The sequence below is a fragment of the Blautia sp. AM28-27 genome, assembly GCF_003480905.1.
Lineage (GTDB): Bacteria > Bacillota > Clostridia > Lachnospirales > Lachnospiraceae > Fusicatenibacter > Fusicatenibacter saccharivorans.
In genome coordinates, this window is sequence record NZ_QUJK01000009.1 from 41,510 (window position 1) to 67,491 (window position 25,982).

19 protein-coding genes and 2 tRNA genes are annotated in these 25,982 nt (G+C 50.0%); 3 read left to right on the forward strand and 18 right to left on the reverse strand.

Features of this window, described 5'->3' with window-relative positions; all coding sequences use genetic code 11:
* Positions 1-11 precede the first annotated feature (11 nt).
* The 7 genes from DW743_RS12110 to tadA all read right to left on the reverse strand — a co-directional run bounded on the left by DW743_RS12110 (position 12) and on the right by tadA (position 8,848).
* On the reverse strand, positions 12-3,230 hold the full coding sequence (locus tag DW743_RS12110) for a response regulator (RefSeq protein ID WP_117761687.1): 3,219 nt from the start codon (positions 3,228-3,230) through the stop codon (positions 12-14).
* 517 nt (positions 3,231-3,747) lie between these two features.
* A complete protein-coding gene (locus DW743_RS12115; protein WP_022461306.1) occupies positions 3,748-4,533 on the reverse strand; it encodes a Cof-type HAD-IIB family hydrolase in 786 nt (261 codons plus the stop codon).
* A 99-nt stretch (positions 4,534-4,632) separates the two neighbouring features.
* Positions 4,633-4,706: transfer RNA gene (locus tag DW743_RS12120), tRNA-Pro, on the reverse strand.
* A 236-nt stretch (positions 4,707-4,942) separates the two neighbouring features.
* Positions 4,943-6,238, reverse strand: a complete 1,296-nt coding sequence (locus tag DW743_RS12125; RefSeq protein ID WP_117761688.1) for a PcsB-like coiled-coil domain-containing protein — start codon at positions 6,236-6,238, stop codon at positions 4,943-4,945.
* A 190-nt stretch (positions 6,239-6,428) separates the two neighbouring features.
* Entirely contained in the window at positions 6,429-7,862 is a 1,434-nt protein-coding gene (locus DW743_RS12130; RefSeq protein WP_117761689.1) for an RsmF rRNA methyltransferase first C-terminal domain-containing protein, read from the reverse strand.
* Positions 7,863-8,034: 172 nt separating this feature from the next.
* A tRNA-Ser gene (locus DW743_RS12135) sits at positions 8,035-8,120 on the reverse strand.
* A 179-nt stretch (positions 8,121-8,299) separates the two neighbouring features.
* Positions 8,300-8,848, reverse strand: a complete 549-nt coding sequence (gene tadA, locus DW743_RS12140; RefSeq protein ID WP_022461309.1) for a tRNA adenosine(34) deaminase TadA — start codon at positions 8,846-8,848, stop codon at positions 8,300-8,302.
* A 107-nt stretch (positions 8,849-8,955) separates the two neighbouring features.
* Between tadA and DW743_RS12145 the strand changes: the two genes are divergently transcribed.
* Positions 8,956-10,137, forward strand: coding sequence for a DUF6128 domain-containing protein (locus DW743_RS12145; protein ID WP_117761690.1), 1,182 nt, complete (start codon positions 8,956-8,958; stop codon positions 10,135-10,137).
* An 8-nt stretch (positions 10,138-10,145) separates the two neighbouring features.
* Here the strand turns inward: DW743_RS12145 and DW743_RS12150 are convergent, their stop codons facing one another.
* From DW743_RS12150 to DW743_RS12165, 4 genes are all read right to left on the reverse strand, one after another.
* Positions 10,146-10,841, reverse strand: a complete 696-nt coding sequence (locus tag DW743_RS12150; RefSeq protein WP_022461311.1) for an anaerobic ribonucleoside-triphosphate reductase activating protein — start codon at positions 10,839-10,841, stop codon at positions 10,146-10,148.
* A 102-nt stretch (positions 10,842-10,943) separates the two neighbouring features.
* Positions 10,944-12,029, reverse strand: a complete 1,086-nt coding sequence (trpS, locus tag DW743_RS12155; RefSeq protein ID WP_022461312.1) for a tryptophan--tRNA ligase — start codon at positions 12,027-12,029, stop codon at positions 10,944-10,946.
* 163 nt (positions 12,030-12,192) lie between these two features.
* Positions 12,193-12,957: a YlmH family RNA-binding protein gene (locus DW743_RS12160; protein ID WP_022461313.1), complete on the reverse strand. Its 765-nt coding sequence runs from the start codon at positions 12,955-12,957 to the stop codon at positions 12,193-12,195.
* A gap of 66 nt (positions 12,958-13,023) precedes the next feature.
* On the reverse strand, positions 13,024-15,168 hold the full coding sequence (locus DW743_RS12165) for a Tex family protein (RefSeq protein WP_022461314.1): 2,145 nt from the start codon (positions 15,166-15,168) through the stop codon (positions 13,024-13,026).
* A 209-nt stretch (positions 15,169-15,377) separates the two neighbouring features.
* Here DW743_RS12165 and DW743_RS12170 point away from each other — a divergent pair, with 209 nt between their 5' ends.
* Together DW743_RS12170 and DW743_RS12175 are read left to right on the forward strand one after the other, a co-directional pair.
* Positions 15,378-15,854: a DUF4190 domain-containing protein gene (locus DW743_RS12170; protein ID WP_022461315.1), complete on the forward strand. Its 477-nt coding sequence runs from the start codon at positions 15,378-15,380 to the stop codon at positions 15,852-15,854.
* 19 nt (positions 15,855-15,873) lie between these two features.
* On the forward strand, positions 15,874-16,692 hold the full coding sequence (locus DW743_RS12175) for a DUF975 family protein (RefSeq protein ID WP_022461316.1): 819 nt from the start codon (positions 15,874-15,876) through the stop codon (positions 16,690-16,692).
* Between the two features lie 89 nt (positions 16,693-16,781).
* On the opposite strand, the gene DW743_RS12180 is transcribed toward DW743_RS12175, so the two are convergent.
* The 7 genes from DW743_RS12180 to secA form a co-directional block, all read right to left on the reverse strand.
* Positions 16,782-17,999, reverse strand: coding sequence for a homoserine dehydrogenase (locus DW743_RS12180; RefSeq protein WP_022461317.1), 1,218 nt, complete (start codon positions 17,997-17,999; stop codon positions 16,782-16,784).
* Positions 18,000-18,029: 30 nt separating this feature from the next.
* Positions 18,030-18,476, reverse strand: coding sequence for an ACT domain-containing protein (locus tag DW743_RS12185; protein WP_022461318.1), 447 nt, complete (start codon positions 18,474-18,476; stop codon positions 18,030-18,032).
* A gap of 106 nt (positions 18,477-18,582) precedes the next feature.
* Positions 18,583-19,416, reverse strand: a complete 834-nt coding sequence (locus DW743_RS12190; RefSeq protein ID WP_117761691.1) for a TPM domain-containing protein — start codon at positions 19,414-19,416, stop codon at positions 18,583-18,585.
* Entirely contained in the window at positions 19,413-20,522 is a 1,110-nt protein-coding gene (locus DW743_RS12195; RefSeq protein ID WP_055218422.1) for a TFIIB-type zinc ribbon-containing protein, read from the reverse strand. The genes DW743_RS12190 and DW743_RS12195 overlap by 4 nt, the downstream gene beginning before the upstream one ends.
* Positions 20,523-20,578: 56 nt before the next feature.
* Positions 20,579-21,832 carry an SPFH domain-containing protein gene (locus DW743_RS12200; protein WP_117761692.1) on the reverse strand — a complete coding sequence of 418 codons (1,254 nt, stop codon included), beginning with the start codon at positions 21,830-21,832 and terminating at the stop codon, positions 20,579-20,581.
* 111 nt (positions 21,833-21,943) lie between these two features.
* Positions 21,944-23,051, reverse strand: a protein-coding gene (prfB, locus tag DW743_RS12205) for a peptide chain release factor 2 (RefSeq protein ID WP_117509617.1) whose coding sequence is annotated in 2 segments (ribosomal slippage) — positions 21,944-22,999 and positions 23,001-23,051 — 1,107 coding nt in all. Because the reading frame shifts where the segments join, the coding sequence is not laid out codon by codon here.
* A 141-nt stretch (positions 23,052-23,192) separates the two neighbouring features.
* Positions 23,193-25,763 (reverse strand): preprotein translocase subunit SecA, encoded by a 2,571-nt coding sequence (gene secA, locus DW743_RS12210; protein ID WP_117761693.1) that lies wholly within the window; start codon positions 25,761-25,763, stop codon positions 23,193-23,195.
* Between the last annotated feature and the right edge of the window lie 219 nt (positions 25,764-25,982).

A 25,982-nucleotide genomic window follows, 5' to 3' on the forward strand; every position in this document is an offset into this window, starting at 1 on the left:
TTGGGAAACAATTACAGCCAGTTTTCCAGAACATCATTCAGCTTATTCATATCCAGCGGTTTCGCGATATGTCCATTCATGCCTGTATTTTTTGCCAGCTGTACATCTTCTGCAAAAGCATTTGCTGTCATGGCAACAATCGGTAGTTTTCCCTGTTCACCCGGAAGGCTCCTGATTGCTGCGGTTGCCTCATAACCATTCATGACGGGCATTTGGATATCCATAAAAATAAGGTCATACAAGCCTTTCGGAGAAGCTTCTACTTTTTCAACTGCAATTTTTCCATTTTCTGCCGTTTCCACTTCCGCCCCGGTCATCTGCAGAATTTCAACAGCAATTTCTCTGTTTAACTCATTATCCTCGACCAGCAGAATTCTTTTTCCTGTGTAATCTGCTTCAGACAGCTCATCCAGATAATTTCTTGCTGTTTTTTCTTTTCTGCCAGAAGTAAACTGCCGCAATGTAGCCGTCAAACGGGAACGGAACAGCGGTTTTGCAATAAAAGCATCTACGCCTGCAGCCTTTGCTTCTTCTTCGATCTCACTGAATTCATAAGATGTCAGTACAATAATGGTAATCTCTTTCCCTATCCGTTTCCGGATCTGTCTGGCTGTTTCAATTCCGTCCATATCCGGCATTTTCCAATCTAAAATAACAGCAAAGTAATCATTTTTTAGCTCATGATGTGCATAACAGCGCTCAACGGCTTCTCTGCCGGAGAGAACCCATTCGCCTGTAATCCCAATCTCCTTCAATGTGGCAACTGTACTTTCACAGCATGTCTTATCATCATCCACAACCAGAACAGGTAGATTCATCAGATTTCTGTCCTGTTCTTTTTCTTTTTCCTGAAGTTCCAGATAAATTGTTACTGTAATTTTAGTTCCCTTATGTAAGGTGCTTTCCACTTTAATATTACCATTCATCAGGTTCACAATATTTCTGCTGATTGCCATTCCCAGACCTGTTCCCTGGACTCTGGTTGTCCGATGGTCATCTGCGCGGCTGAAAGGATCAAACATGATTTTCTGGAATTCCGGTGACATACCGATCCCATTATCCTCAATCGTAAATTCATAGCATCCAAGTTCCGAAAATCCATTTGGCTTTTCCTCTATGGAAAAAGTAATATTCCCGCCATCCGGTGTATACTTGACCGCATTACTCATCAGATTCACAAATACCTGCTGGATTCTCAGGCTGTCACCACAGACACTCTCATGTTCAATGTGATTAATGTGTATATCTAAATTGTGTTTATGTTCATCAATCACCGGTTTTGTGAGTGTTATAAGATTATCCACCAGATCTGGCAGATTGAAATCCTCCTGTGCCAGCGTCATTTTTCCACTTTCAATACGTGCCATATCCAGCACTTCATTAATCAGCCCCAGCAGATGACGGCTTGATTTTGTAATTTTGCTGAGACATTCAATGACTCTGTCCTGGCTCTCAATATTTGCTCCTGCAATTGCTGTCAGGCCGACAATGGCATTCATCGGTGTCCGGATATCGTGTGACATATTGGAAAGGAATTCTGTTTTCGCACGGTTTGCATTTTCTGCAGACCGGTAAGCCTCTTTCAGTGCCTGACGGGATTCAATCTCTGCTTTCTTCTCCTGTGTCACATCCATGGATGCCAGCAATACCTTTTCCAGCTTTCCATTCTTCCATTCCAAAGGAATATAAGAAGCGATCTTATAAGTCTTTTCATCCAGGCTGCAGTACTCAAACTTATAAATATCATTTTCACTTTTCAGATTCTTCCGGATATTTTCCGGTGCGATCAGGATGTCCATAGTTTCCAATGGTTCCAGTGTCTTATACTTTTCAAGAACCTGCATCTGAAAATCATGATAGAATCCCAAAGGTTTATATAGCATCTGTCCATTCAGGTTATAGAATTCATATCTGTCATTTTCCAGATCACAGACAACAAAGCGGTCAACCAGACGCACAATACTCTGAATTATCTGCTCCATGGAAGCATTATCCGCTGCCATCTGCAGATGCCGTGCGCTCTCTACCTTTGTCTCTGTGATATCACGCAGAAAGATCATGGCATATTCTGAATCCTCTATTTCGCCACGTATGACCACATTGCGGACCCATCGTTCTTCTCCATTCAGAGTGATACGGCACTCTAAAGCCAATTCGGTTTCCAGACCCTTCAGCCTTTCTGCAATATAACCACGGTCGTAAAAAGAGGATACCGCCTTCTTATCTGTCTCCACAACATAGGAATCCACAAAATGACGGATCAGTTCATCCCATGTATGACTCTGTTCAAAGACTGTCATCAGGGACGGTTCAACCTTAAAGGTATCAAAAGTATTCGCTTCCAGATTTACATAATACTCACACAGGTCTGCTTTCGTAAAAGCCCGGTGGAAAGCAGCAGATTTTTGTGCCTGCATGGCCTCTTTTTTTTCCGCATCAATATTAATAAAAATCCCGGCAATCCTGCTGGCAGAACCATCCAGACGGCGTATTACTTCTGCCGATGCCCGAAACCACTGGTATTGATTATCCTTCATTCTCATACGATACTCTACCTGGTATTTTATCTGGTTCGTCTTATCCTTAATTGCCGCCTGAAGCTGCACCATTACTCTTTCTTTATCCTGTGGATGCAGAAGATCTGACCAGGATTCCAGTTTATTCGGAAAGTCCAGAGTGTCATGATAGCCAAGCATTTTTCGGAATTCATGACTCCAGTTTGCATTCACAATCTCACTGTTTTCGTCACAGTCAAAATACCAGAAGCCGGAACAGATAGCCTCATTGAGCAGTGTCAAATTTACATGATCCCAGTTGACCTGTACGGACATAACCCAGATCTGTCTGCCCGCCTCATCTGTCGCATCCTCTTTACAAAGCCGTACATTTTTCACTGTACCGTCTGCTGTAAGGATCTGTGCTTCCCCTGTTCCGTGAAGCTGCAAAAAATGGTCTCGCTCCTGTCTATCTTCCTCGTCATAAAAGAAGTTTCTCAATGAGCCTTTTGTCTGTTCCATGAAAGTATCGAATGTATATCCTGTACTATGCAACAGCAGATTATTCACAGACAAAATAGACAGGTTTTGGTCATAAGATCCTGTCATTATACCTACCCCGCCATTATTTTCCAGTGTTTTCTGTACGGCCTGTGACATAGCCTGTGACATAGCCTGTGTCTGTCCCGTTACAGCCTCACCTAAAGAATATATTTTGTCTTCATACTTTTCCATTTTATAAAAATCCTCTCTCTGTTTTATGCTTCATTATCCTGCTTTTATCTGTATACAGAGAACCTGTCCCTGCCAGTTTTACATTTACGTTATAATATCCTACAAAACGTGAAAAACAGGTATACGGATTTGAGAAGTTGCAGCCACTACACACAATATTCATACAAAATTCTCTTTATGTTTTCAATTTTCATAGGCTTTGCCAAGTGAGCATTCATTCCTGCTGCCAGACACTTACTCCGATCGTTCCTGCTGTAAAACGGTATCTGAGGCTTTTTTTATTTATCTGATTTTTTTCTGTTTCCATGGAACTTCTGAACGCTCACCTCCTGGTATCATTACAAATATACATAAAAACTCATTTTTATATTACCACGAAATTTTTTACTTTGCAATGCACATACCTTTTCAGACGCTGCTTTTCTTGTTTCCTTTTTCAGAAAATTGCAACCAAAGGGGCGCACCTGAAAATTTCTTTTCAAATGCGCCCCTTCGCTTTCTTTTTTCTGTTTTTCTATCAGATCAATCCGTAATGCTCCATCGCCTTTGCCACGCCGTCCCGCTCGACGGTATCGGTTACGTACTCTGTGTACGGATCCAGAACCTCATCATGTTTTCCAAGCGCAATGGTGTGTGCGCCGCACCGGAACATGGTAAGGTCGTTGCTGCTGTCGCCAAATACGTATGCATCTTCTTTCTCCAGCTGAAACTGTTTCAGCGCATAGTCCACAGCTGTTCCTTTGCTGCAGCCGTGCGGAACGATTTCGTATACACCGCCGCGGCGATCCATGATATCAAACTCCTGCTCAAATTCACGGTACATACGTTCTATATCAGACTGTGCATCGGTTACGATACAAAATTTATCGTAAATGATTCCTTTTGTCTCCGCTGTCTCCGCGAGTCCGATTCCGACAGCAGCGAAATAGGCACGGGTCTGCTCGACCTCCCGAAAACGGGATACCTCCGACGAAAAATAAACATTATCCGTTCCCTCCAGAATCATGCCGATCCTGCACGCCTTTAAAATAACCGGGATTTCCTCACAGCGCTTTTTCGGAATCGTCTGATGCATCAGAATTTCGCCGTCCCGGCGCAGATAGGTCCCGCAGCCGCACAGAAATCCGGAAAACGGAAGCTTTTTCAGCTCCTCGGGCAGCTCCGACCAGGTGCGGCCGGTATTAATAAACGTAAGATTTCCTTTTTCCGCTGTCTTTTTCAATGCATCGAGCGCGCTCTGCGGAATTTCTTTTGTAATCTCACTCAGTAACGTTCCATCAATATCAAAAAATAATGCTTTCACAAAAATTTCCTCCTCGTGTACTGTTTCCTGTTCTCTTTCTGACATACGAAAAAATGCCGAAGCTCTTGATTGTCAAGGCTTTCGGCATTTTCATTCCAGTCGAAGCGACGGGATTCGAACCCACGACCTCTGCGTCCCGAACGCAGCGCTCTACCAAACTGAGCCACGCTTCGATTTTATTTGTTTTCTGAACTCTCGTCCGTCAACAATAGCTATTATATATGATGTCTATAGGAATGTCAACACCTTTTTTGAATTTTTTTTAATTTTTTTTATTATTGCTTCAAAAGGTACATTTTACACAGGTTTGCGGCCTTTTTGGTGTTATTTTAGAATGACAGTTTCTGAGAAAGTCAAAAAAAGAGATATGCCGGAAGTTCTGTTCCGGCATATCTCTTATCTTTGTTTCTCAGCTCAGCTGATATACATCTGCATACTGCACGCCGAAGCTCAGCGCCTCGGAATGGCTGCTGCAGAAGATGTCTACGTGGCCGTAAGCGGTTCCGCGGTCTTCTACCGTGTAAACCTGGCCGTTGATCATCAGTTTCGTTCCGAATGGTACACCGCCCATGGCGATCGTTCTGCCGGCGGTCGGTGTGGTTCCGCTCGCGGTGGATCCGCCGGACCACTGTCCGGTACAGATGGAACAGGAGCAATAGCCTGTCAGTTTAAATCTTCCAAGGTATGTTCCGCTGGAGGAGCTGCTGGAAGTATCTGACGCGGATGGACTCCCCGTTGTCGTGGAGGATGCGCTGCTGTCCGAAGAACTGCTTCCGGAGCTGCTGCTTGTATCGGTATCTGCTTTCGCTGCGGCATTTGCTGCTTCTGCGGCTGCGACTCTTGCGGCCTCGGCTGCCTGTTTTCTGGCGGCCTCAGCCTCAGCTTCTGCGGCAGCCTGCTGTGCGGCGGCTGCTGCGGCTGCTTCCTCTTCTGCTTTCTTCTGCGCTGCAATCTCCTCTTCTTTCGCCTGACGGATCAGGTCATTGATTGCATCTGCTTTGCTGTTGATTTCATCTACCAGTGCACTCTCGCTGGATTTTGCATCGTCCAGCTCTGCGGAGTAGGTACGGAGTTCCTGATAAGCTGCTGCGTACAGCTCCTGAATGGCTTCCTGCTGATCGCTGCTCTGCTGCTGCAGTTCTACGATCGCTGCCTGCTCTTCCTGCACCTGTGTTTCTTTTTCTTTTACCTGGTCTACCGTGTCCTCATACTCCTGCATAAGATCGCGGTCGAAATCGGAAATTTTCTGTATGTATTCTGCCCGGCTGATCAGCTCTGAAATGCTTTTGGAAGAAAAGAGCATTGCCATGTATCCGTTTCCGGAGGAATTTTCATACATATACTGGATACGGAGCTTCATCGCCTCGTACTGCTCTTCTTCTTTTGCTTTTGCATCTTCCAGATCTGCCTGAATCTGTACCAGTTCGTTCTGCTTCGCATCATACTGATCCTGAAGCTCCTGCAGACGGTTCTGCAGATCGTCCAGCTGCTGGTTCAGTTCGGAAAGATATTCTTCTGATTGTCCCTTTTTGGAATTGAGTTCGTCAATCCTGCTCTGTATGCTGTCAAGCTGAGACTGTGCGGCAGCCTGTTCTGCCTGAGCATTTGAAATTTTCTCCTTTGTACTGGCACCATAGCATGGCAGAACGGTTGCTGCCGTAAGCACTGTGGCCAAAACCAGGCTGAATAATTTCTTTTTTTTCATGTCGTACACCTCATACTTATTACGTTCTGTTGCTGATTGTCACTCCAAGTTACTGCGGAAAATGGGCCTTTTTTCCCGCCGTACTTTGCCATTATAACACAAGTATGTCTGAAATGAAAGTCTTTTTTAATTTCTGTTAATAACTTTGTAATATTTCGACGTTTTTCCTGCAAAAACTGGCATGATTTTTCTACTTTCTCCATCCAACAGGGTACTTATTTTTCAAGGTTCCATTGACCAGTTTGCCCCATCCAAGGCCGAATCCATCGACGCAGACCAGCTTCCAGCCCGACGGCGATGCGGTCTCTCCCGGCTCTACGGAAATTGTCTCACCGTGGAGATATTTTTCGGTACGCTCGTCATCTGCCTTTAAATTCATGTAATCTTTGAACTTGTCCGCGGAGAGTGTCACGGCAAACGGCTGTGACGGCTCGAAACGGTCTTTTTTCAGTTCACCGAGATACAGACCGTTCCGCAGGAAATGAAGATTCCGCACGCCATCCGGCAGGGACGGGGAATGGTATACTTTTCCGGCGCGGACTTCCAGTTCCTCAACCGGGATCGGTGCTGTCATCCGGGACAGGAAATCGGAAAGGATCTGTTTTTCTGCTTTCGACGGACCCGGTGCTTCCGTTCCGCGGTCTTTTTTCCGGTTTTTCTGTTTTTTGTTTTTCTTTTCGATCGGTTTTTCTTCTGTCTCATAAGGAATGGCTTCGCCTTTTTTGCGGAACAGGGCAAGGTAATGGCCCTCGCCGTTCATTTTATGCGGCCAGATGCGCACGGTCTTTTCGATCTCCGGATCGCCGTTTCCCCAGACTGGATTGCCTTTTGAAAAACCTTCGTAGCCTTCCATCTCGATCAGTTCCATTTCCGGGAAGTTTTCCAGAAGGAAAGAAACGGTTCCCTCGTCCTCCTGCGGGGCGAAGGTACATGTCGAATACATCATGAGGCCGCCCGGACGCAGCATTTTGACAGCATTCGAGGTGATCTCGCGCTGCAGATCCGCAAAGAAATCCGGCCGCTCCGGGGTCCAGGTGCCGATGACTGCCTCGTCTTTCCGGAACATGCCCTCGCCGGAGCACGGTGTATCCACGAGGATTTTATCGAAGAAGCCCGGGAATACGTCTGCAAGGCCTGCCGGTGTCTCATTGGTGACAAGCACGTTTTCGCTTCCGAACAGCTCCAGATTGCGCAGCAGTGCTTTGGCGCGGGCGTTGCTGATGTCATTGGCGACGAGAAGGCCGGTTCCTTTCAGGCGCGCATTCAGCTCGGTTGCCTTGCCGCCCGGTGCGGCGCAGAGATCGAGCACACGCTCACCCGGTTCGATCGGGAGGCGGGACGCCGGGGTCATGGCGCTTGGCTCCTGCAGATAGAAGACGCCTGCCGCATACAGCGGAGACTGGCCCATGCGCATGCCGTCCGGCACGAAATAGCCGTTTGGAATCCACGGAATTTTCTTCCACGTTCCCGGAACAAGCGGCGGGAAATCTTCGGTCCGGCATTTTTTTGTATTCACACGCAGCCCGGCTGTGCGGGGTGCGTCGTAGGAAGTTAAAAATGCATCAAATTCATCGCCCAGCATGTCCTGCATGCGGGTCAGAAATTCCTGTGGTAACTGCGCCATGTATTGTCTCTCCTTTTTATTTTGCTTTGTTGTGCATCGGTCCCTTTTCGTGAACTGGCGATGTTTTTTCTGTCTTTGTTTCTTTTGTTTTGCATCTATTTCATAATTTCTCACAGAAAAAGAGACAGCTTTTTCGATTTTTCAATCTTTTTGCTGTCTCTTTTTTGCATAGCGGAGAAGAAGGGATTTGAACCCTTGCGCCGTTTCCGACCTACTGGTGTTCGAAGCCAGACCCTTCAGCCTCTTGGGTACTTCTCCGTATTTTGTCAAATACATCATATATTATAGTGCTTTTTTCGGGATTCGTCAATGATTTTTTCGATGGTTTCCGATAGAAATACGGGGATTGTATTTTTTACGGAAATATTCGAAAGTGCAACTTACTCAAACAAATAATCTTCCTCAGGCAGCATCCCATCCCGATGCTGCCTCTCCTTTTATTCTTTCCCTTCTTCCGCCCTCTTCCTCTCTTCTTTTTTCTTCTTTTTCACCACCCGCAGTCTCCTGAAAAACGCACTCAGCATCTCCGAGCACTCTTCTTTCAGCACGCCGCGCTCGACCTTCACCTGATGGTTAAACTCGTGCATTTCCAGCATATTTAAGATCGATCCCGCGCAGCCCGCCTTCGGGTTCATGCTGCCGATGACGACTTCGCTGACTCTCGCCTGTACGATCGCACCGGCGCACATCTGGCACGGTTCCAGGGTGACATACAACGTACAGCCCTCCAGCCGCCAGTCGCCGAGCTTTTTGCTGGCTTTCCGGATCGCATTCAGTTCCGCGTGGGACAGCGTGTTTTTATCCGTATTTCTGCGGTTATACCCCCGCGCAATCACCTTTCCCTCGTACACAATCACACAGCCGATCGGCACTTCCATCAGCTTTTCCGCTTTCTTCGCCTGCGTAATCGCCTGGCGCATGAAGCGTTCCCGTTCTTTCCGGTGCGTTTTTTCCTCCGGCGTTTCCAGCTTTGTTTCTTCTTCCATTGTGCACTTCCTTTCTTCTCTGCGTATATTTTCTGTCCTTCCCGCATATCGTGAACTGTAGCGCAGTATCTTTTTCTACTCTTTTTACTTCTATGCAGGAGGTTTTTATGTCTGATTACCGGCGTTTCATTGCCTATCTATACGAATACCCGAACAACCGCAAGGGCGGATGCTGCGGCTTTGTCCGCGTGGAGTCGCAGAACGGCTTCTGCCGCATGGACTTCCAGATCAAATCGCCGTCTCTTCCGCCGGAGACCTCGGTCACGGTCTACGGATTTATCCGCCGGTCAGGGCGGATGTACGGCATTCCGCTCGGAAATCTCCTTGCGGGGCGCTCTTCTACGAGCGGAAAACTCTTCACGCACTCCGATGCCATTGGGCAGACGGATGTCACGCTCGACGAGCTTGGCGGTCTGATCCTGCTCTGCCGCCAGACCGGCGTCATCGCCACCCAGTGGGACGATCTTCCGATTCAGCCGGAGTTTTTCGCTCCCACGCTCCCGCAGGAGCCCAAAACCTCCGAAGACAATGGTACCAGACCGACCGAAGAGAAAACTGCCGAAACACCCGAACCTCTGGATCCCGCCGTACCTGCGCAGTCCCTGCCATCATCAGACGCTTCCAAAGCACAGTTCGATGAACTTTCCACAGAATTCAGCAGCAATTCCGAACCTTATCCACAAAATTCCAGCCCGGAATCCACCGTCTCCACAGAATCCACATCAACTGACACGGTAAACACCGTTCCTGCAGACAGGATCACGCAATCATCCGCCAACACACTCCATCCCGCATCCGCGGAATCTGTGAAAACCGCAGAAAGCTATCCCTCTGCCAACCCGGAACCGCCGCAGCCCATCCCGGATTCTGCCGCCCAGCCGCTACATATGACTTCCGCCGATTTTCCCGCCGCAGCAGCCGTGCCGCCGTCCCGGGCTGCTCTCTATCTCCAGCTTCAGGACCAGTTCCCGGAGTTCCATCCGTTCCCAGATGATGATCTGACCGACTGCCTGCGCCTCTCACTCGACGATCTTCCACAGCTCCGCGCCGCCGTTCTTTCGGTGGATGCGAACCGCTTCGTCCTCCATGGCTCCTCGTCCTATCGCCATCTGCTCCTCGCCCGGAACCGCGACCAGCAGGAACTCTGGTATTTCGGCGTCCCCGGCGTCTACACGCCGAATGAGCAGTTCATGGCAAGCCTCTTCGGCTTTTTCCACTTCAAGCAGGCGATGCGCCCCTCCGAGCTCGCGCCCGATGCCCGCTTCGGCTACTGGTACCGCACGCTTTAAAGCGTTTTTTAATCCACGCCGCGGATCTCCACCGTCTCAATCTTTCCGCGCAGGATCTCGCAGAACTGTTCGAGCTGTTCCCTCGCATACCCCGAGAACCTCGGATCAATCACATAATCCGATTCCCGATAATTCTGCAGGAAGTACCGTTTTGCCCCGGAAAGCCACTTTCCGATCGCTTCGATCTCTTCCCTTCCATGCAGCTCTTTGCAGAGCGTTGTCCGGAACTCATAGTCCACCATGCCGCTCTTTAAAAACTCGACCGACTCATTGATCCGCATCACATCGATCTTTTTCACGCCCGCCGTCTCGCCGTACCGGGACGGCGCGTTTTTGATGTCCATGGCGACGTAGTCGATTTTCTTCTCTTCCACCAGCTTTTTCAAAATCTCCGGCCGGTATCCATTCGTATCGAGCTTCACAAGATATCCCAGTTCCTTAATTTTCGTCACGAACCGCTCCAGATCCGGATCCAGCGTCGGCTCACCGCCCGTCACGCAGACGCCGTCCAGCACGCCGCGCCGCTTTTCAAGCACTGCAAAAATCTCCTCCTCCGGAATCACCGGCTCCCATTCGGGATGCTGCACGAGATTTCCGTTCTGGCAGAACGGGCAGCGGAAATTACATCCGCCCGAAAACAGTGTGCACGCCACCTTGCCCGGGTAATCCAGCAGCGTCAGCTTTTGAAATCCATGTATGACCATATGCTATCCTCTCCGACCGCAGGACTTCGAACTTTCGTCCGCCCTGCAACAGAAAAAGCGGAACCATAATGTCCGCTTTTTCCATTCATCTTCTATTGGTAATTATTTGCCGTAACGCTCTGCCTGGGAACGGATCAGGTCCAGATCATCAAAATAGTTGATTTTCATGGCTGCTTTGACATCCGCCAGTGTCTGAGCGGCAACTTTTTCTGCCTCTTCGCTGCCTTTTTTCAGCATCTCATAGATCGCCGGAATGTCTTTTTCCAGCTCTTTTCTGCGATTGCGGATCGGCTCTAAGGTCTCCTGCAGTACATTGTTCAGGAACTTCTTCACTTTGACATCGCCAAGGCCGCCTCTCTGGTAATGTGCTTTCAGCTCGTCGAGATTTGCGTAATCCGGCAGATAGCGCTCGAAGTGCTCCGGCTGGCAGAATGCATCGAGATAGGTAAATACGGTATTTCCCTCGATCTTGCCCGGATCGGTGATCTTGATGTGATCCGGGTCGGTGTACATGCTCATGACTTTTTTCTTGATCTCATCCGGCTCCTCGGACAGGTAAATGCAGTTTCCGAGCGATTTACTCATCTTCGCTTTTCCATCGATACCCGGCAGACGTCTGCAGGAATCATTCTCCGGCAGCATAATCTTCGGCTGCACAAGTGCTTCGCCATAAACTGTATTGAATTTGTGGACGATCTCCTGTGTCTGCTCGATCATCGGCATCTGATCTTCTCCAACCGGAACGGTCGTTGCCTTGAATGCAGTGATATCGGCTGCCTGGCTGATCGGGTAGGTGAAGAATCCAACCGGGATGCTCGCCTCAAAGTTTCTCATCTGGATCTCCGATTTTACGGTTGGGTTTCTCTGCAGTCTGGAAACCGTAACGAGATTCATATAATAGAAAGAAAGCTCGCACAGTTCCGGAATCTGAGACTGAATAAAGATGGTGCTCTTTTCCGGATCAAGTCCGCAGGAAAGGTAATCCAGTGCTACCTCCAGAATGTTCTGGCGCACCTTCTCCGGGTTGTCCGCATTGTCGGTCAGCGCCTGTGCGTCTGCAATCATGATGTAAATTTTATCGAATTCACCGGAGTTCTGCAGCTCTACGCGGCGGCGCAGTGAACCAACGTAATGTCCTACATGCAGCTTGCCGGTCGGTCGGTCACCGGTCAGTATAATTTTTCCCATTTTTCTTCCTGCCTTCCTGATACGTAATCTTCGCAGTCCGCTTCTGTATGAAAAATTTCATGAAAATTCTCATAACTGCGGACCTTCTACATACCCTCTATAATACCGTCTTTTTACAAACACTGTCAATGGTCTTTTCCGGTAAAATTCCTCAAAATATCTATTATGAGACAAATCGTTCAACAGCCACGTACAGCCTTCCCTTTTTCGTCTGATTCTGCACGCCAACATAGCGGAATTTTCCCATATGGCGCACGGTCACGAGATCGTCCTCTTTTAATGACGCGCTCGGCGACGTCACCAGTTTTCCATTAATAAACACCTGGCCGCCCTCGATCAGCGGCACCATTTTGCTCCGCGAACTGCTGAACGCCAGCGACAGCACCGCATCGAGCCGCACGGAAGCGACGGAGCCTTCTTTCCGCTCGGTTTTCGGCTCCGTCAGCTCCTCCGGCAGTCCCGCCTCGACTTCACAGTACACGCTCGTATGGCGCACTTTTTTCAGCTCCGCACAGATGTAGTCCGCCATATCCGCCATACAGATCAGATACGCCTGGTTTCCATCGATCAGAATGTCTCCCAGCTTATACCGCTCCACGCCGAGATTCATCAGTGATCCTAAGAAATCACGGTGTGACAGCGCATCCGCAAATTTTTCATTCAGCGGGCTGATGCGCACGACTGCTATCGGAAGCATCGACGCATCACCGTCCTCTGCATAGGATGGCAGAAACAGCGCCGCTTTCCGCTCTGCCGCCTCGTATCCGCCGGACAGCACGTAACGCACGCCCGGGATTTTATTTACCGTACGGTAGAACAGATCCTGCTCCGCCAGCGTCAGAAACTCCGTGTGTGACGGAACATCCCTGTGATAACACTGCTCTGCCAGATCCTGAATCCGTCCTACCAGCACTTCTTCCTCATTCATGGTAATCCCCCTTTGATACACCGCGGGCTGCCCCTGTTTTCTTTCGGGCAGCCCACGTATCACACTTTATTTATCCAGCAGCATCGACAGCCCGATCCGCTTCTTCGCCAGATCAAGGCTGATGACCTTCACTTCCACGATATCGCCGACGCTCACAGCCTCCAGCGGATGCTTGATGAAGCGTTTCGTCATCTGGGAAATGTGGACGAGTCCGTCCTGATGCACGCCGATATCGACGAATGCACCGAAGTCAATGACGTTGCGCACGGTTCCCTTTAAGATCATGCCGACCTTCAGGTCCTTCATATCGAGCACGTCGGTGCGCAGGATCGGGCGCGGCATCTCGTCACGCGGGTCACGGCCAGGCTTCTGCAGCTCTTTGATGATATCGCGCAGCGTAATCTCGCCGACACCGATCTCCTCTGCCATCTTTTTGTAATCTTTGATGAAGAACGCCGTCGGTCCCTCGCTGATCTGCTCTGTCTTCATATTTAACTTTGCAAACAGCTTCTCGACTGCCTCGTAGCTCTCCGGATGAACGCTTGTGCCGTCCAGCGGATTTTTGCCGCCGGTGATGCGCATAAAGCCCGCGCACTGCTCAAACGCCTTCGGTCCGAGTTTTGCCACTTTCAGGAGCTCTTTTCTGCTCTCGAAACGGCCGTTCTCCTCGCGGTATGCCACGATGTTTTTTGCTATCACCTTGCTGACACCGGAAATGTATTCCAGCAGCGACGCGGATGCCGTGTTCAGATCGACACCGACTTTATTCACGCAGTCCTCAACGACACCGCCGAGCGCCTCGCCGAGCTTCTTCTGGTTCATATCGTGCTGATACTGGCCGACACCGATGGATTTCGGATCGATTTTGACAAGCTCTGCCAGCGGATCCTGCACACGGCGTGCGATGGAAGCGGCGCTTCGCTGTCCGACATCAAAGTTTGGAAATTCCTCGGTTGCCAGCTTGCTTGCGGAGTAAACGGACGCTCCTGCCTCGTTTGTGATCACATACGCAACCTTCTCCGGGATCTCTTTTAAGATCTCGACGATGATCTGCTCGGACTCACGGCTTGCAGTTCCGTTTCCGACAGAAATCAGGGTGACGCCGTATTTGTGGATCAGATCTTTTACGGTCGCTTTTGCTGCTGCAATCTTCTTCTCGTTCGTCGGCGCGGTCGGGTAAACCACGGTGGTGTCGAGCACTTTTCCGGTCGCATCGACAACGGCCAGCTTGCATCCCGTACGGAACGCCGGGTCCCATCCAAGGACAACCTGGCCTGCGATCGGCGGCTGCATCAGAAGCTGCTCAAGGTTCTTTCCAAAGACCTTGATCGCACCATCCTCTGCCTTTTCGGTGAGCTGATTTCTGACCTCACGCTCGATGGCCGGAGCGATCAGACGGTTGTAGGCATCCTCGATGGTCGCCTGCAGAACCGGCTTTGTCTGCGGATTCTCTTTGGTGATGATTTTTTTCTCGAGATAACGCAGGATTTCTTCCGTCGGCGCCTCAATTTTGACGTTCAGGAATTTTTCTTTCTCACCGCGGTTCAGTGCCAGCACACGGTGTCCGGCAATTTTCGATACCGGCTCGGAAAACTCATAGTAATTCTCGTAAACGGACTCTGCTTTCTCATCCTTTGCTGTCGAGACGATCAGGCCCTTCGCCTCGGTTCTGCGGCGGATCTCCATACGGTAATCGGCCTCATCGGAAATGCTCTCGGCGATGATGTCGCAGGCACCAGCAATGGCGTCTTTTGCCGTTTTGACTTCCTTTTCTTCTGAAACAAAAGCCTCTGCCTCTTTTTCGAGCGGCTCTTTTGTCATCTGCAGAAGAATGATATTCGCCAGCGGCTCCAGTCCTTTTTCTTTTGCGATCGTCGCACGCGTCCGGCGTTTCGGGCGGTACGGGCGGTATAAATCCTCTACAACCACGAGAGTTGCGGCCTCTTCGATGGATTTTTTCAGTTCTGCGGTCAGCTTGCCCTGCTCCTCGATGCTCGCCAGGACAACGGCCTTGCGGTCATTTAAACTGCGCAGGTACATCAAACGATCGTACAGATTTCGCAGTATCTCATCGTTTAAGGAACCTGTTGCTTCTTTTCGATATCGTGAAATAAAAGGGATCGTGTTTCCCTCGTCAATCAGTTTCACTGCAGCTTCTACCTGCCACGGTTTGACGTTCAGCTCGGCTGCCAATACCTGATTCATATCCATAGGTAAATTCCTCCTGTTGTCTCTTCCAAAACACGCTGTTCCTTCTCTGTTTTTCCCGCATAAAAAGCGGGACCCTTGGCGGAACAGCCACTCTATTACCTTATCAATAGGTCTTGTTTTTGTCAACCTTACATGATAAAATCTTTACTATAGCTTTTTTGACAGACTGCGTGTGAAACCGCGCTTTTTTGCAGAAGAAAGGACATTTTATGACACCAGAAAATTACGATCCAAACACCAATGAGTCCGGAGATTCCTATCAGTCCTCCCATCCGTACGGCGTGCCTGAGGGCCAGCGTCCCGGACCGTATCAGCATTACCAGCAGCAGCCTCCCGTACAGCCGCCGCGCAGGACGGGTTCGCAGGCCCTTGCGGCCGCTTCGATGGTCATGGCGATCTGCTCCTTTTTGTTCATGCTCAACATGGGTTCCCTGTTTTTCGGCTCGCTCGGCGTGATCTTCGCCCTTTTAAGCCGCGGCGCAGGACGCATGAGCGGCACGGCAAAAGCCGGTCTTGCGGGCTGTACCATCGGCATAATTGTCGGTATCTGCATGTATGCTTTCCTGCTTTTCAACATGGTCAGCGGCGGCAGCACCAACCTGCTTGAGCGGTATTACAATCAGTACATGCAGGAATACCAGATGACACCGGATAACGGAACAACCACCGACGGAAATACCATCTAGGTACCAGAAAGGATTTTTCATGAACGGACAAAAACAGAAATTTTCAGAACTGAAAAAGCAGGCCCGTGAGGCCATGGCAGGCCGATGCGGCACGCTGGTGGGCGCAACCGCGATCAACCTGTTTCTCACCTTCTCCTGCTCCCTCATCCCGACGCTGATTTTTTCAGGCACAACGCTGTACGATATCATTTTCCTGAATCTGACGCTGTTCCTGTTTTCCCTGCTCCTCAGCCTCTTCCAGGCAGGCTACTTAAAACTCTGCCTCTCGACGCTGCGCGGGGAACCGATTTCCGTCGGTGATATGCTCTACGCTTTCTATCACCACCCGGACCAGTACGTGCTGATGTTCCTTATCATCAACGGCATCAGCTCCGTGATCGCCCTGATTTCCAGCATTCCGGGCTTCCAGTATCTTTCCTCCCCGAGTGCGGAACTGACGCTTGGAACAGCACTTTCCATCGAAGCCGAGCTTTCTTCTCTGATGAACGTTTACGTTTACAAGCTGATCGGCTCTCTCGTTTCCACGCTGGTGCTGGTTCCGTTTTCCCTTTCCACCTTTGTGATGAACGACGCTCCCGGCATCGGCCCGATCCAGGCGATCCGTCAGAGCTTTGCGATGATGAAGAAGAACTTTTTCCGCTACATTCTGCTTCTCTTAAGTTTCTTAGGGCTTGAGATTCTCGCATCCTGTTCCTGTGTCATCGGCTTTTTGTGGGTAATGCCCTATATGCAGATCACGATGGCTGCGTTCTATCAGGAACGGAAAGATGTCCTGTATCCGGCATCGGAACCGGTGGGATATGATACGGATTCCTTTGGATCCGGCACAGATCTTTAAAAATAAATTTTAAGATAACTAAAAAGACGTTTCACACCCCTTGCTTTACGGCTGTGAAACGTCTTTTTAGTTATGTCTATTTCGAGATCTTAAATTCTCGCGCGGATTCTGCTCTGGATTCCGTCGAGTTTCTCTGCTTTTTCTCTGTACTCCTGCTCTGTGATTTCGCCGGTAATAAATGCGAACTCCTCGGACAGACTTGGAACTGCTACGATTTCTACTTTTCCGAACAGCTCCTCGATCTCACTCTGGCGCTCTGCGGCGTGGCCGGACACGCGGACGAAGAAGCGGCTCTTTACATCATCGATCTGCAGCAGGTCCAGTTTTTCCTCGCTCCAGCTCATCATGATGTTTCTGCCTTTGTTCTTTGCGCAGTCTACGACATCGGCTACAACGGCACTTGCGGTCGGAAGCTTTCCTGCTCCGCTTCCGTAGAACATCGCATCACCCAGTACATTTCCGTGGATGAAGATGGCGTTGAAGACACCGTTTACGCTGTACAGCGGGTTTTTCGCGTCAATCATCACCGGGCTTACCATGGCGTAATACTGATCACCCACCTTGCGGCTTGTTGCGAGCAGTTTGATTGCGGTTCCCATCGAGGTCGCATATTTGATATCCTCTGCGGTGATCTTTGTGATTCCCTCGGTGTAAACCTCTTCGTAATTGACTTCTTTTCCATAAGCAAGAGAAGAAAGAATCGCAATTTTACGGCACGCATCGTAGCCTTCTACATCTGCTTCCGGGTTGCGCTCTGCGTAGCCGAGGCGCTGTGCCTCTTTTAATACATCCGCGAAATCGGAACCGTCGCTTGCCATTTTGCTTAAGATATAGTTCGTGGTACCATTTAAGATACCAGTTACTTCATCGATCTCATCTGCAGTCAGGGAGGAGTTTAACGGACGGATGATCGGGATACCGCCGCCGCAGCTTGCCTCAAACAGATAGTTTGCGCCGTGCTCTTTTGCAATTGCAAGAAGCTCGGTACCGTGTCTTGCCACCAGCTCTTTGTTGGATGTGCAGACGCTCTTTCCAGCCTCCAGCGCACGTTTTGTGAAGGTGTAAGCCGGCTCAACGCCGCCCATGACCTCGACAACAATATCAACCTCCGGATCGTTTGCGATCACTTCGTAATCATGTACCAGCACTTTTTCCACTGGATCTCCCGGGAAATCTCTTAAATCCAGAACGTATTTGATATTAATCTCGTTCTCTGCTCTCTTGTTGATGCTGTCATGGTTCGTGTTGATGACTTCTACCACGCCGGAACCAACGGTGCCATATCCTAATACTGCAATCTGAATCATCTCTTTTGTCCCTCTCTTGCTTTTTCTTTTTCAGGACTCCTGTCCTAAGATTTTAAAATAATGAACTCCCTGTCTGGACTCAATCTCGTTGATCATCTCCGAGGCGTCTCCCCGGTCTTCCGCGATATCCACGCTGATTGTCAGTGACGCCACGCCGTTTAACGGAATCGTCTGATGAATGGTCAGAATGTTTCCGTGAAACTCGGCGATAATCTTCAGCACATCGGAAAGCAGTCCCGGCTCATCGTCCATCTGCAGAATAAACGTAATCGTTTTTCCTTTTGCATTGTCATGAAAAGGAAGAATATCATCTTTGTATTTATAGAAAGAGCTTCTGCTGATTCCCGCTTTTTCCGTTGCCTGCTGCACGGTAAGCTCCTGCATATCCATCAGCCGTTTGGCCTCGATGACCTTCAAAAGAACCTCGGGAACCGCTTTTTCTTTGATTACATAGTACTTTGTTTTCTCTTCTCTCATGGCAATCCTCTACCTTTATACTCTTTCCAGGAAATACATTTGTTTTCACAGGAAAGATCGTATCATATTCCGACACAATACGCAAGGAATTTTTTCGAATCGGTTTTCAGAAGCCAATGCTTCCGCCGCCGTGACTGTTTCCGCTCGACGAAGTGTGAACGGTGCTTCCGCCGCCAGAAGCGCCTCCGCCGTAGTTTCCATCATCCTTCTGGATTTTGTGCATCGATACATGACGGTCGATCAGCGCATCCCTGCGGTCTCTAATGTTTACACGTTTCAGATCCGCATAGCTCTTTGCACCACGGTTTTTCTTTCGTCGATAGCTTTTCCAAATTCCAAAATAAACAAGAATTCCTGTCGCAGCAGCTGCGATAACAGCAATAAGAGCCTCCGTGCTGTTGATCTTACGGTAATGAATAATGGAACCATCTTCTGTAATCAGATAGTCCGCATCGGAAACGCCGCGGTCGAAGCATTCCTGCGTCATCGTAATCATTTTTGCAAAAGTTCCCGCATAGTCGCCGTCTTTCGCGTACCCCTGCGCCGCCTGCAGAATATCGTCAATTTCCGTGTCCGACATATAATACTGCATAATACCGGACGTCGAAATCACGATCTGGCGCTGTCCCATGTCGATGAGGAAGCAGACACCGTTTGGCTCTTTCGGATACTTTTTGTCATAAAAATCATCTGCAATCGCCTGACAGTCCTCGGAACCACTGCTGCGCTCGGTCAGGATGACCATATGGAGCTTTGTATTGCGCTCGAACTCTGTACAGGATCTCTCGAGGTCCTGCTCCTCCTCATCGGAAAGAAGTGATGCATTGTCGTAGACATACTGGGATTCGGCTTTTACAATATTCACAGAAAAAACTCCGCACAGCAGAAGGGCCGCAAAAATTCCGAGCAGATATTGTCCTGCTTTTTTCATTCTTCTCATGCGAAATACCCTCCTATCAGCATCACAATCAGAACCAGAAGAGCACTCACAGCCGACGTCAGAAGGGCTCTCTTCCGCTCATAGGGAAAATCGCCGTTGATCGTTCCGGTCTGGCCGTTCATCGCATAGTAGTAAACCTTCCCGTCCTTTCCCGGATACGTCAGCGTCCAGACGGGAAACAGGACGTAACGCCAGTTCTCCTGCTTCGGGGAAAGGTTCATTTTTTCCTGCTCGAGGGAGATATATTCGTTCGCCTCATTCCGCATGGCGCCGCGTGCCATCGTCTCCAGTTCTTTTTTCAGTTCCGGTGCGATCTGCTGCTGTTCGATATCACGCTTTTCCGCCTGAAAGCCGGAAAGGTACCCCATGGAAAACGGCTGCATCTCCTCCAGACGGTATGGCTGTACGCATTCGATCAGATCGCGGTCTGCCTTGTTCAGAGCGTTACGCGACAGACCGTCCACACGGACCTCTCCCTCCCGGCGGACATCGTAGATGCTGGTCTCTGTGTACTCCACATCACCGGTCTGCCAGACTCTCACCTTCCGGCCGCGCGCTATGTAATCCGTCTCAAAGTCTCCGCCGTAAATCCAGTACGGGAAATAGACACCTGTCATCTTCTGTACCTGACTCTTTTCGAAAAAGTCCTTCGGAATAAAGTGTTTCTTCCGGGTAAATGACAAAAATTTCTCGATTGCCTGCTCCTTGCTGATTTTGAACGGCAGCACAAAATCCGGCATATATTCTCCCGAAAGCCGGCCGGAAAGCACCACCGGGTTGTGGCAGTAGAAACAGTATGTCGCTGCCGTCGTCGCATCGGTCACAATCTCGGCGCCGCAGTTCGGGCAGGTGTAGACAACTGCTTCGCCCTGCTCTGTTTCCCCTTTTGTTTCCTCCGTACTGCTTTCCTTCTGTGCATCGGATGCTTCCTGTGCACCGGCAGCATCGTCCTCCCCGTTCAGCGCTTCCGCTGCTTTCGGGTTCGCCTTTTCGGCTTCTTCCTGTGTAAACGAGGACAGGCAGTACTCGCATTTATACTTTCCGCTTGCCGGATCGAAGGTCAGATCGCCTCCGCAGTTCGGGCATTTGTATGTAATAACCTCCATATTCTATCCCTCCTTCCCCGGAGCCGCTGTTGTATTGGATGGTTATCTGTTTTCTTTTACTGTCTTGGTTTTCCGCAGTTCGAGCAGAACTTGCCGGTATTCTCCGTTCCGCATGCGCAGACCCATTTTCCTGCCGCTTCCGATTTCGGGCTGCCACAGTTCGAACAGAATTTACCGCTGTTCTCGGTTCCACACTTGCCGCAGATCCACACCATCGGCTTTGCACTTCCGCAGTTTGAGCAGAAATTGCCGGTGTTCTCCGTTCCGCAGGAGCATTTCCATACGCCTTTTGCAGCTTCCTGCTGTGCCTTGGCTGCCGCCTGCTGCTGCATCTGCTGCTGATTCGAAGCGGACGCCGATGCAAACGAAGAACCGAAGGCATTCATGCCCATCTGAACACCCATAAAGCCGTTCATGGCTCCGTTTGGGTTGGCTGCTGCTTTCTCCATACTGCGTGCCATCGCTCCCTGTACATAGCCCTCACGGATCGATGGATCAGACATCATCGCACCTTCGTTGCGCATCTGGATCAGTTTCTGGGAAGCTTCATCGTAGGAAAGGCTTGCGATTGCCACGGACTGGATCTCCATGCCGCGCATTGCCCGCCAGCTCTCATCCATCGCATCTGCCATGTAGCGGGACAGCTCGGCGCTCTTGGATGCTGCGAACGAAATGCGGATGCCGTCGGCTGCCATCTGATTGATCGAGGACTGCAGGCCCTCTAAAAATTCGTTCATATACTGCTCGTTGATATCCTCGATCTCTACGCGGGATGCGTTTCTCGGCACAGCCTCTGCGTAGAAGCGGAGCGGATCGACGATGCGGATGGAATAGGAACCGTGTGCCCGAAGGAACAGCTCGGCATTGTAGAACTGGTCGAAATAGTTGACCGGATTTCTCGTTCCGAATTTGATTCCCTTGATTTCCTGCAGATTAATATAGAAAACTCTCTGCTCATGCGGGGTCTGGCCGCCGAATTTCAGGCGCTCAAACGTATCTTTTACGGCTGCGTCAAGCGATCCGCTGAACATCGACGGAGACGATGACTGGTCTACGGTAAAGTAGCCCGGCTCTGCGGTGTAATCAATGATCTTTCCGCCGTCCACCAGCATCATGAACTGATTGTCATAGACATGGATCACAGAACCGTTTGAAATCGTCTGGCTTCCCTTTTTATTCTGGCCTTTTCTTACCAGAATTCCCTCTGTAAATACCGTATGTTCCCCCATCTCATACGGTTCCACGGTCTCCAGCCACTGATCGGCGAGACTGCCGTGTACTGCATTGACTGCTGCTCTGATAATACCCATACTTTTACCTCCTGTTTGCCTTTGGCTTCAAAACAGAAAGGAGCATTTCCGTCCTCTGTTGGTGAAAATGCTCCTTATTTTACTTGTCACTGTGCTCTGCCCACAGCCGAATTATGCTTCTTCCTCTTTCGCTCCGGTTCCGAGGGCAATCCACTTCAGATATGCGTTGATAAACAGATCAATTCCGCCGTCCATGACTGCATCGACGTTTCCGGTCTCTGCGTTGGTACGGTGGTCTTTGACCATGGTGTATGGCTGCATAACGTAAGAACGGATCTGGTTGCCCCAGCCGATCTCGGTTACTTCGCCGCGGATGTCGCTCAGCTTATCTGCCTGCTCCTGGAGTTTCAGCATATACAATTTTGCTTTCAGCATCTGCATTGCCTTGTCCTTGTTCTGGAACTGGGAACGCTCATTCTGGCACGTAACCACGATGCCGGTCGGCATATGCGTGATTCGGATCGCCGATGACGTCTTGTTGATGTGCTGTCCGCCGGCACCGCTGGAACGGTACGTATCGATACGGATATCCTCATCACGAACCTCAACATCGATCTCTTTGTCGATATCCGGCATAACATCGCACGATACGAACGATGTCTGGCGTTTTCCTGCCGCGTTGAACGGAGAAATACGGACGAGACGGTGAACGCCTTTTTCGGATTTCAGATAACCGTAAGCGTTTTCGCCGTTGACCTGGAATGTCACGGACTTCACACCGGCCTCATCACCGTCCAGAAAGTCGAGTTCCTCGATCGTAAAGCCTTTGCGTTCTGCCCATCTGGTGTACATACGGTACAGCATGCCGCACCAGTCGCACGCCTCGGTTCCGCCTGCACCTGCGTTCAGTTTGATGATCGCATTGTCCTTGTCAAATTCGCCGGACAGCAGGGTTTTGATGCGGATGGCATCGAAGGATGCCTTGAACTCTTCCATCATTTCCGCGATTTCCGGAACAACGGAATCGTCATCCTCCTCCTGTCCCATCTCAATCAGAGTTTCCATATCTTCTTTGGCGGATACCAGTTTCTGATACGTATCTCTGTCCTCTTTCATGCTGCTCAGCTGTTTCATCTGCTCCTGCGCTTCTTCGGGGTTGTCCCAGAAATTGGGTTCCTCCATTTTACGCTCTAATTCTTCGATCCTCTGCTCTTTATTAGCGAGGTCAAAGTGAATCCCTCACTTCCACTAATGGTTTATCGTATGTGCCAAGTTCCATTTTGAACTGGTCTAATTCAACTACCACAAGCTTCACCTGCTTTCTGTTTTATATTTTGTATGACACGCAGCTTCTGGTAGGGAAGCTGCGTGCTTTGTCAAACGGATCGTGCTCATCCGTCTCACTGCTGTTCTGCTTTTATCAAACCGGTTTTCTTCCGCAGCACTGTTTGTACTTTTTGCCGCTTCCGCACGGGCATGGATCGTTTGGATAGATCTTACGCTCTGCGCGCTGTACCGGTTTTCTCGGGCCGGACTCGTCTTTGTTGGTTCCGGTCACTTTGGCTACCTGCTCACGTTCTACTTTCTGCTCAACACGTACATGGAACAGGAGACGGACGGTATCCTGCTGGATGGACTCGAGCATTTCGTTAAACATGTCGTAAGCTGCCATCTTGTACTCAACCTTCGGGTCTCTCTGACCGTATGCCTGCAGGCCGATACCCTCGCGGAGCTGATCCATATCATCGATATGATCCATCCACTTCTGGTCGATAACCTTCAGAAGAACGACACGCTCAAGCTCACGAATCTGCTCCTCCTCCGGGAATTCTGCTTCTTTCTCCTCGTAGAGTTTAACAGCTTCCTCTTTTAACTGCTGTTTCAGCTCGTTTTTGGAAATCTTCTCTACGCGCTCTTTTGTCACTGCCTTCACCGGCATGATGGAGAGCAGCATCTCATTTAACTCGGTCAGATCCCACTCGGACTGCTCGGTGTTCTCGCCGATGCAGAGATCCACAGTATTGTCGATGGTGTCGGCAATCATCTTGAAGATGGTGTCTCTCATGCTCTCGCCGTCCAGAACGCGGCGTCTCTCTTTGTAGATGATCTCACGCTGCTCGTTATTGACCTGGTCATAGTCGAGCAGGTTTTTACGGATTCCGTAGTTGTTGCCCTCGATCTTCTTCTGCGCTTTTTCGATGGCGGAAGAAAGCATCTTGTGCTCGATCTGCTCATTTTCCGGTACGCCGAGGGATTTGAAAATGCCCATCAGTTTTTCGGAACCGAAGAGTCTCATCAGATCGTCTTCCAGGGAAATGTAGAAACGGGACTCACCCGGGTCTCCCTGACGGCCGGAACGACCGCGGAGCTGATTGTCGATACGGCGGGACTCATGACGCTCGGTGCCGATGATCTTTAAGCCGCCGGCAGCTTTTGCCACATCATCCAGCTTGATATCGGTACCACGGCCGGCCATGTTGGTCGCGATGGTAACGGCTCCTGCCTCGCCGGCATGGGCTACGATTTCTGCCTCGAGCTCATGGAACTTCGCATTTAAGACCTGATGCGGGATTCCCTCGCGGCGCAGCATTTTGCTGATCAGCTCAGAAGTCTCAATGGTGATGGTACCAACCAGAACCGGCTGGTTCACGGCATGTGCCTCTTTGACTTCCTCTACGACTGCGTGGAATTTCTCTTTTTTCGTCATGTATACGGCATCGTCCATATCCACACGGATGACCGGGCGGTTGGTCGGGATCTCGATAACGTCCATGCCGTAGATGTCACGGAACTCCTGCTCCTCGGTGAGGGCAGTACCGGTCATGCCGGCTTTTTTCTCGTATTTGTTAAAGAAGTTCTGGAACGTGATGGTTGCCAGAGTCTTGCTCTCTCTTCTTACTTTTACGTGCTCTTTTGCCTCGATTGCCTGATGCAGACCATCGGAATAACGGCGCCCCGGCATGATACGGCCGGTGAACTCATCGACGATCAGAACCTCGTCGTCTTTGACTACGTAGTCCTTGTCGCGGTGCATCAGATAATTGGCACGCAGCGCCAGGATCACGTTGTGCTGGATCTCCAGGTTCTCCGGATCGGAGAGGTTCTCGATATGGAAGAAGTTCTCGACTTTCTTCACACCGTCATCGGTCAGGGTAACGAATTTGTCCTTCTCGTTGACGATGAAGTCTCCGGTCTCCTCGATCTCCTCGCCCATGATCGCGGTCATCTTGGTCATCTCGCCGCTTGCCTCGCCGCGCTGCATCTGGTGTGCCAGAATATCTGCGGTCTCGTACAGCTTGGTGGATTTGCTGCTCTGTCCGGAAATAATCAGAGGTGTTCTTGCCTCGTCGATCAGGACGGAGTCGACCTCGTCGATGATACAGTAAGCAAGCTCTCTCTGTACGAGCTGCTCTTTGTAGATCACCATGTTGTCACGCAGGTAATCGAAACCAAGCTCATTGTTGGTGATGTAGGTGATATCGCATGCGTACTGCTGGCGGCGCTCATCGTTTTTCATATCATTTAAAACGACGCCGACGGTCAGACCGAGGAATCTGTGGACTTTTCCCATCCACTCTGCATCTCGGTTTGCCAGGTAGTCGTTGACGGTAACGATGTGGACGCCGCGTCCGGTCAGTGCGTTCAGGTAAGCCGGAAGGGTGGAAACGAGGGTTTTTCCTTCACCGGTTTTCATCTCAGCGATACGGCCCTGATGGAGGATAATACCACCCATCAGCTGTACGCGGTGGTGCTCCATACCGAGGGAACGTTTTGCTGCCTCGCGGACGGTTGCGAATGCTTCCGGGAGAATGGAATCCAGGGATTCGCCTCCGTTGTAGCGGTCTTTATATTCCTTTGTCTTGGCACGCAGCTCTTCATCGGTCAGCGCCTGCATGGTCGGGCGGAGAGCTTCGATTTTGTCTACAATTGGATAGATTCGTTTCAGCTCGCGCTCACTGTGCGTACCAAAAAGTTTTTCTGTGAATTTCATAGAATGTTTGCTCCTGCTTTCTCTATTAATTGCCATATTAACATATGGTACTATTCTACCACTTCTGGCACAAGATAACAATGAATTTTTCGTAAACATTTGGTGCCGTTCCCCGGTTTTCCGCTGTTTTTACGGCTTTTCCCGGACTTTCCGGCCCTTTCCGCGAAAAAGTCACCCTGTTTCACAGCTTTTCTAAGCTGGAAACAGGGTGACTGTTCA

Bases quoted from the DNA above. Each gene is read 5' to 3' on its own strand.
- trpS (WP_022461312.1), bottom strand. From the start codon at position 12,029: ATGGGAAAAATTATACTGACCGGTGACCGACCGACCGGCAAGCTGCAT.
- DW743_RS12160 (WP_022461313.1), bottom strand. From the start codon at position 12,957: ATGAATGAGGAAGAAGTGCTGGTAGGACGGATTCAGGATCTGGCAGAG.
- DW743_RS12200 (WP_117761692.1), bottom strand. From the start codon at position 21,832: ATGGGTATTATCAGAGCAGCAGTCAATGCAGTACACGGCAGTCTCGCC.
- DW743_RS12145 (WP_117761690.1), top strand. From the start codon at position 8,956: ATGTCTGATTACCGGCGTTTCATTGCCTATCTATACGAATACCCGAAC.
- DW743_RS12130 (WP_117761689.1), bottom strand. From the start codon at position 7,862: ATGGCGCAGTTACCACAGGAATTTCTGACCCGCATGCAGGACATGCTG.
- DW743_RS12195 (WP_055218422.1), bottom strand. From the start codon at position 20,522: ATGGAGGTTATTACATACAAATGCCCGAACTGCGGAGGCGATCTGACC.
- DW743_RS12165 (WP_022461314.1), bottom strand. From the start codon at position 15,168: ATGGATATGAATCAGGTATTGGCAGCCGAGCTGAACGTCAAACCGTGG.
- DW743_RS12180 (WP_022461317.1), bottom strand. From the start codon at position 17,999: ATGATTCAGATTGCAGTATTAGGATATGGCACCGTTGGTTCCGGCGTG.
- DW743_RS12175 (WP_022461316.1), top strand. From the start codon at position 15,874: ATGAACGGACAAAAACAGAAATTTTCAGAACTGAAAAAGCAGGCCCGT.
- DW743_RS12185 (WP_022461318.1), bottom strand. From the start codon at position 18,476: ATGAGAGAAGAGAAAACAAAGTACTATGTAATCAAAGAAAAAGCGGTT.
- DW743_RS12150 (WP_022461311.1), bottom strand. From the start codon at position 10,841: ATGGTCATACATGGATTTCAAAAGCTGACGCTGCTGGATTACCCGGGC.
- DW743_RS12170 (WP_022461315.1), top strand. From the start codon at position 15,378: ATGACACCAGAAAATTACGATCCAAACACCAATGAGTCCGGAGATTCC.
- DW743_RS12110 (WP_117761687.1), bottom strand. From the start codon at position 3,230: ATGGAAAAGTATGAAGACAAAATATATTCTTTAGGTGAGGCTGTAACG.
- DW743_RS12190 (WP_117761691.1), bottom strand. From the start codon at position 19,416: ATGAGAAGAATGAAAAAAGCAGGACAATATCTGCTCGGAATTTTTGCG.
- secA (WP_117761693.1), bottom strand. From the start codon at position 25,763: ATGAAATTCACAGAAAAACTTTTTGGTACGCACAGTGAGCGCGAGCTG.
- tadA (WP_022461309.1), bottom strand. From the start codon at position 8,848: ATGGAAGAAGAAACAAAGCTGGAAACGCCGGAGGAAAAAACGCACCGG.
- DW743_RS12125 (WP_117761688.1), bottom strand. From the start codon at position 6,238: ATGAAAAAAAAGAAATTATTCAGCCTGGTTTTGGCCACAGTGCTTACG.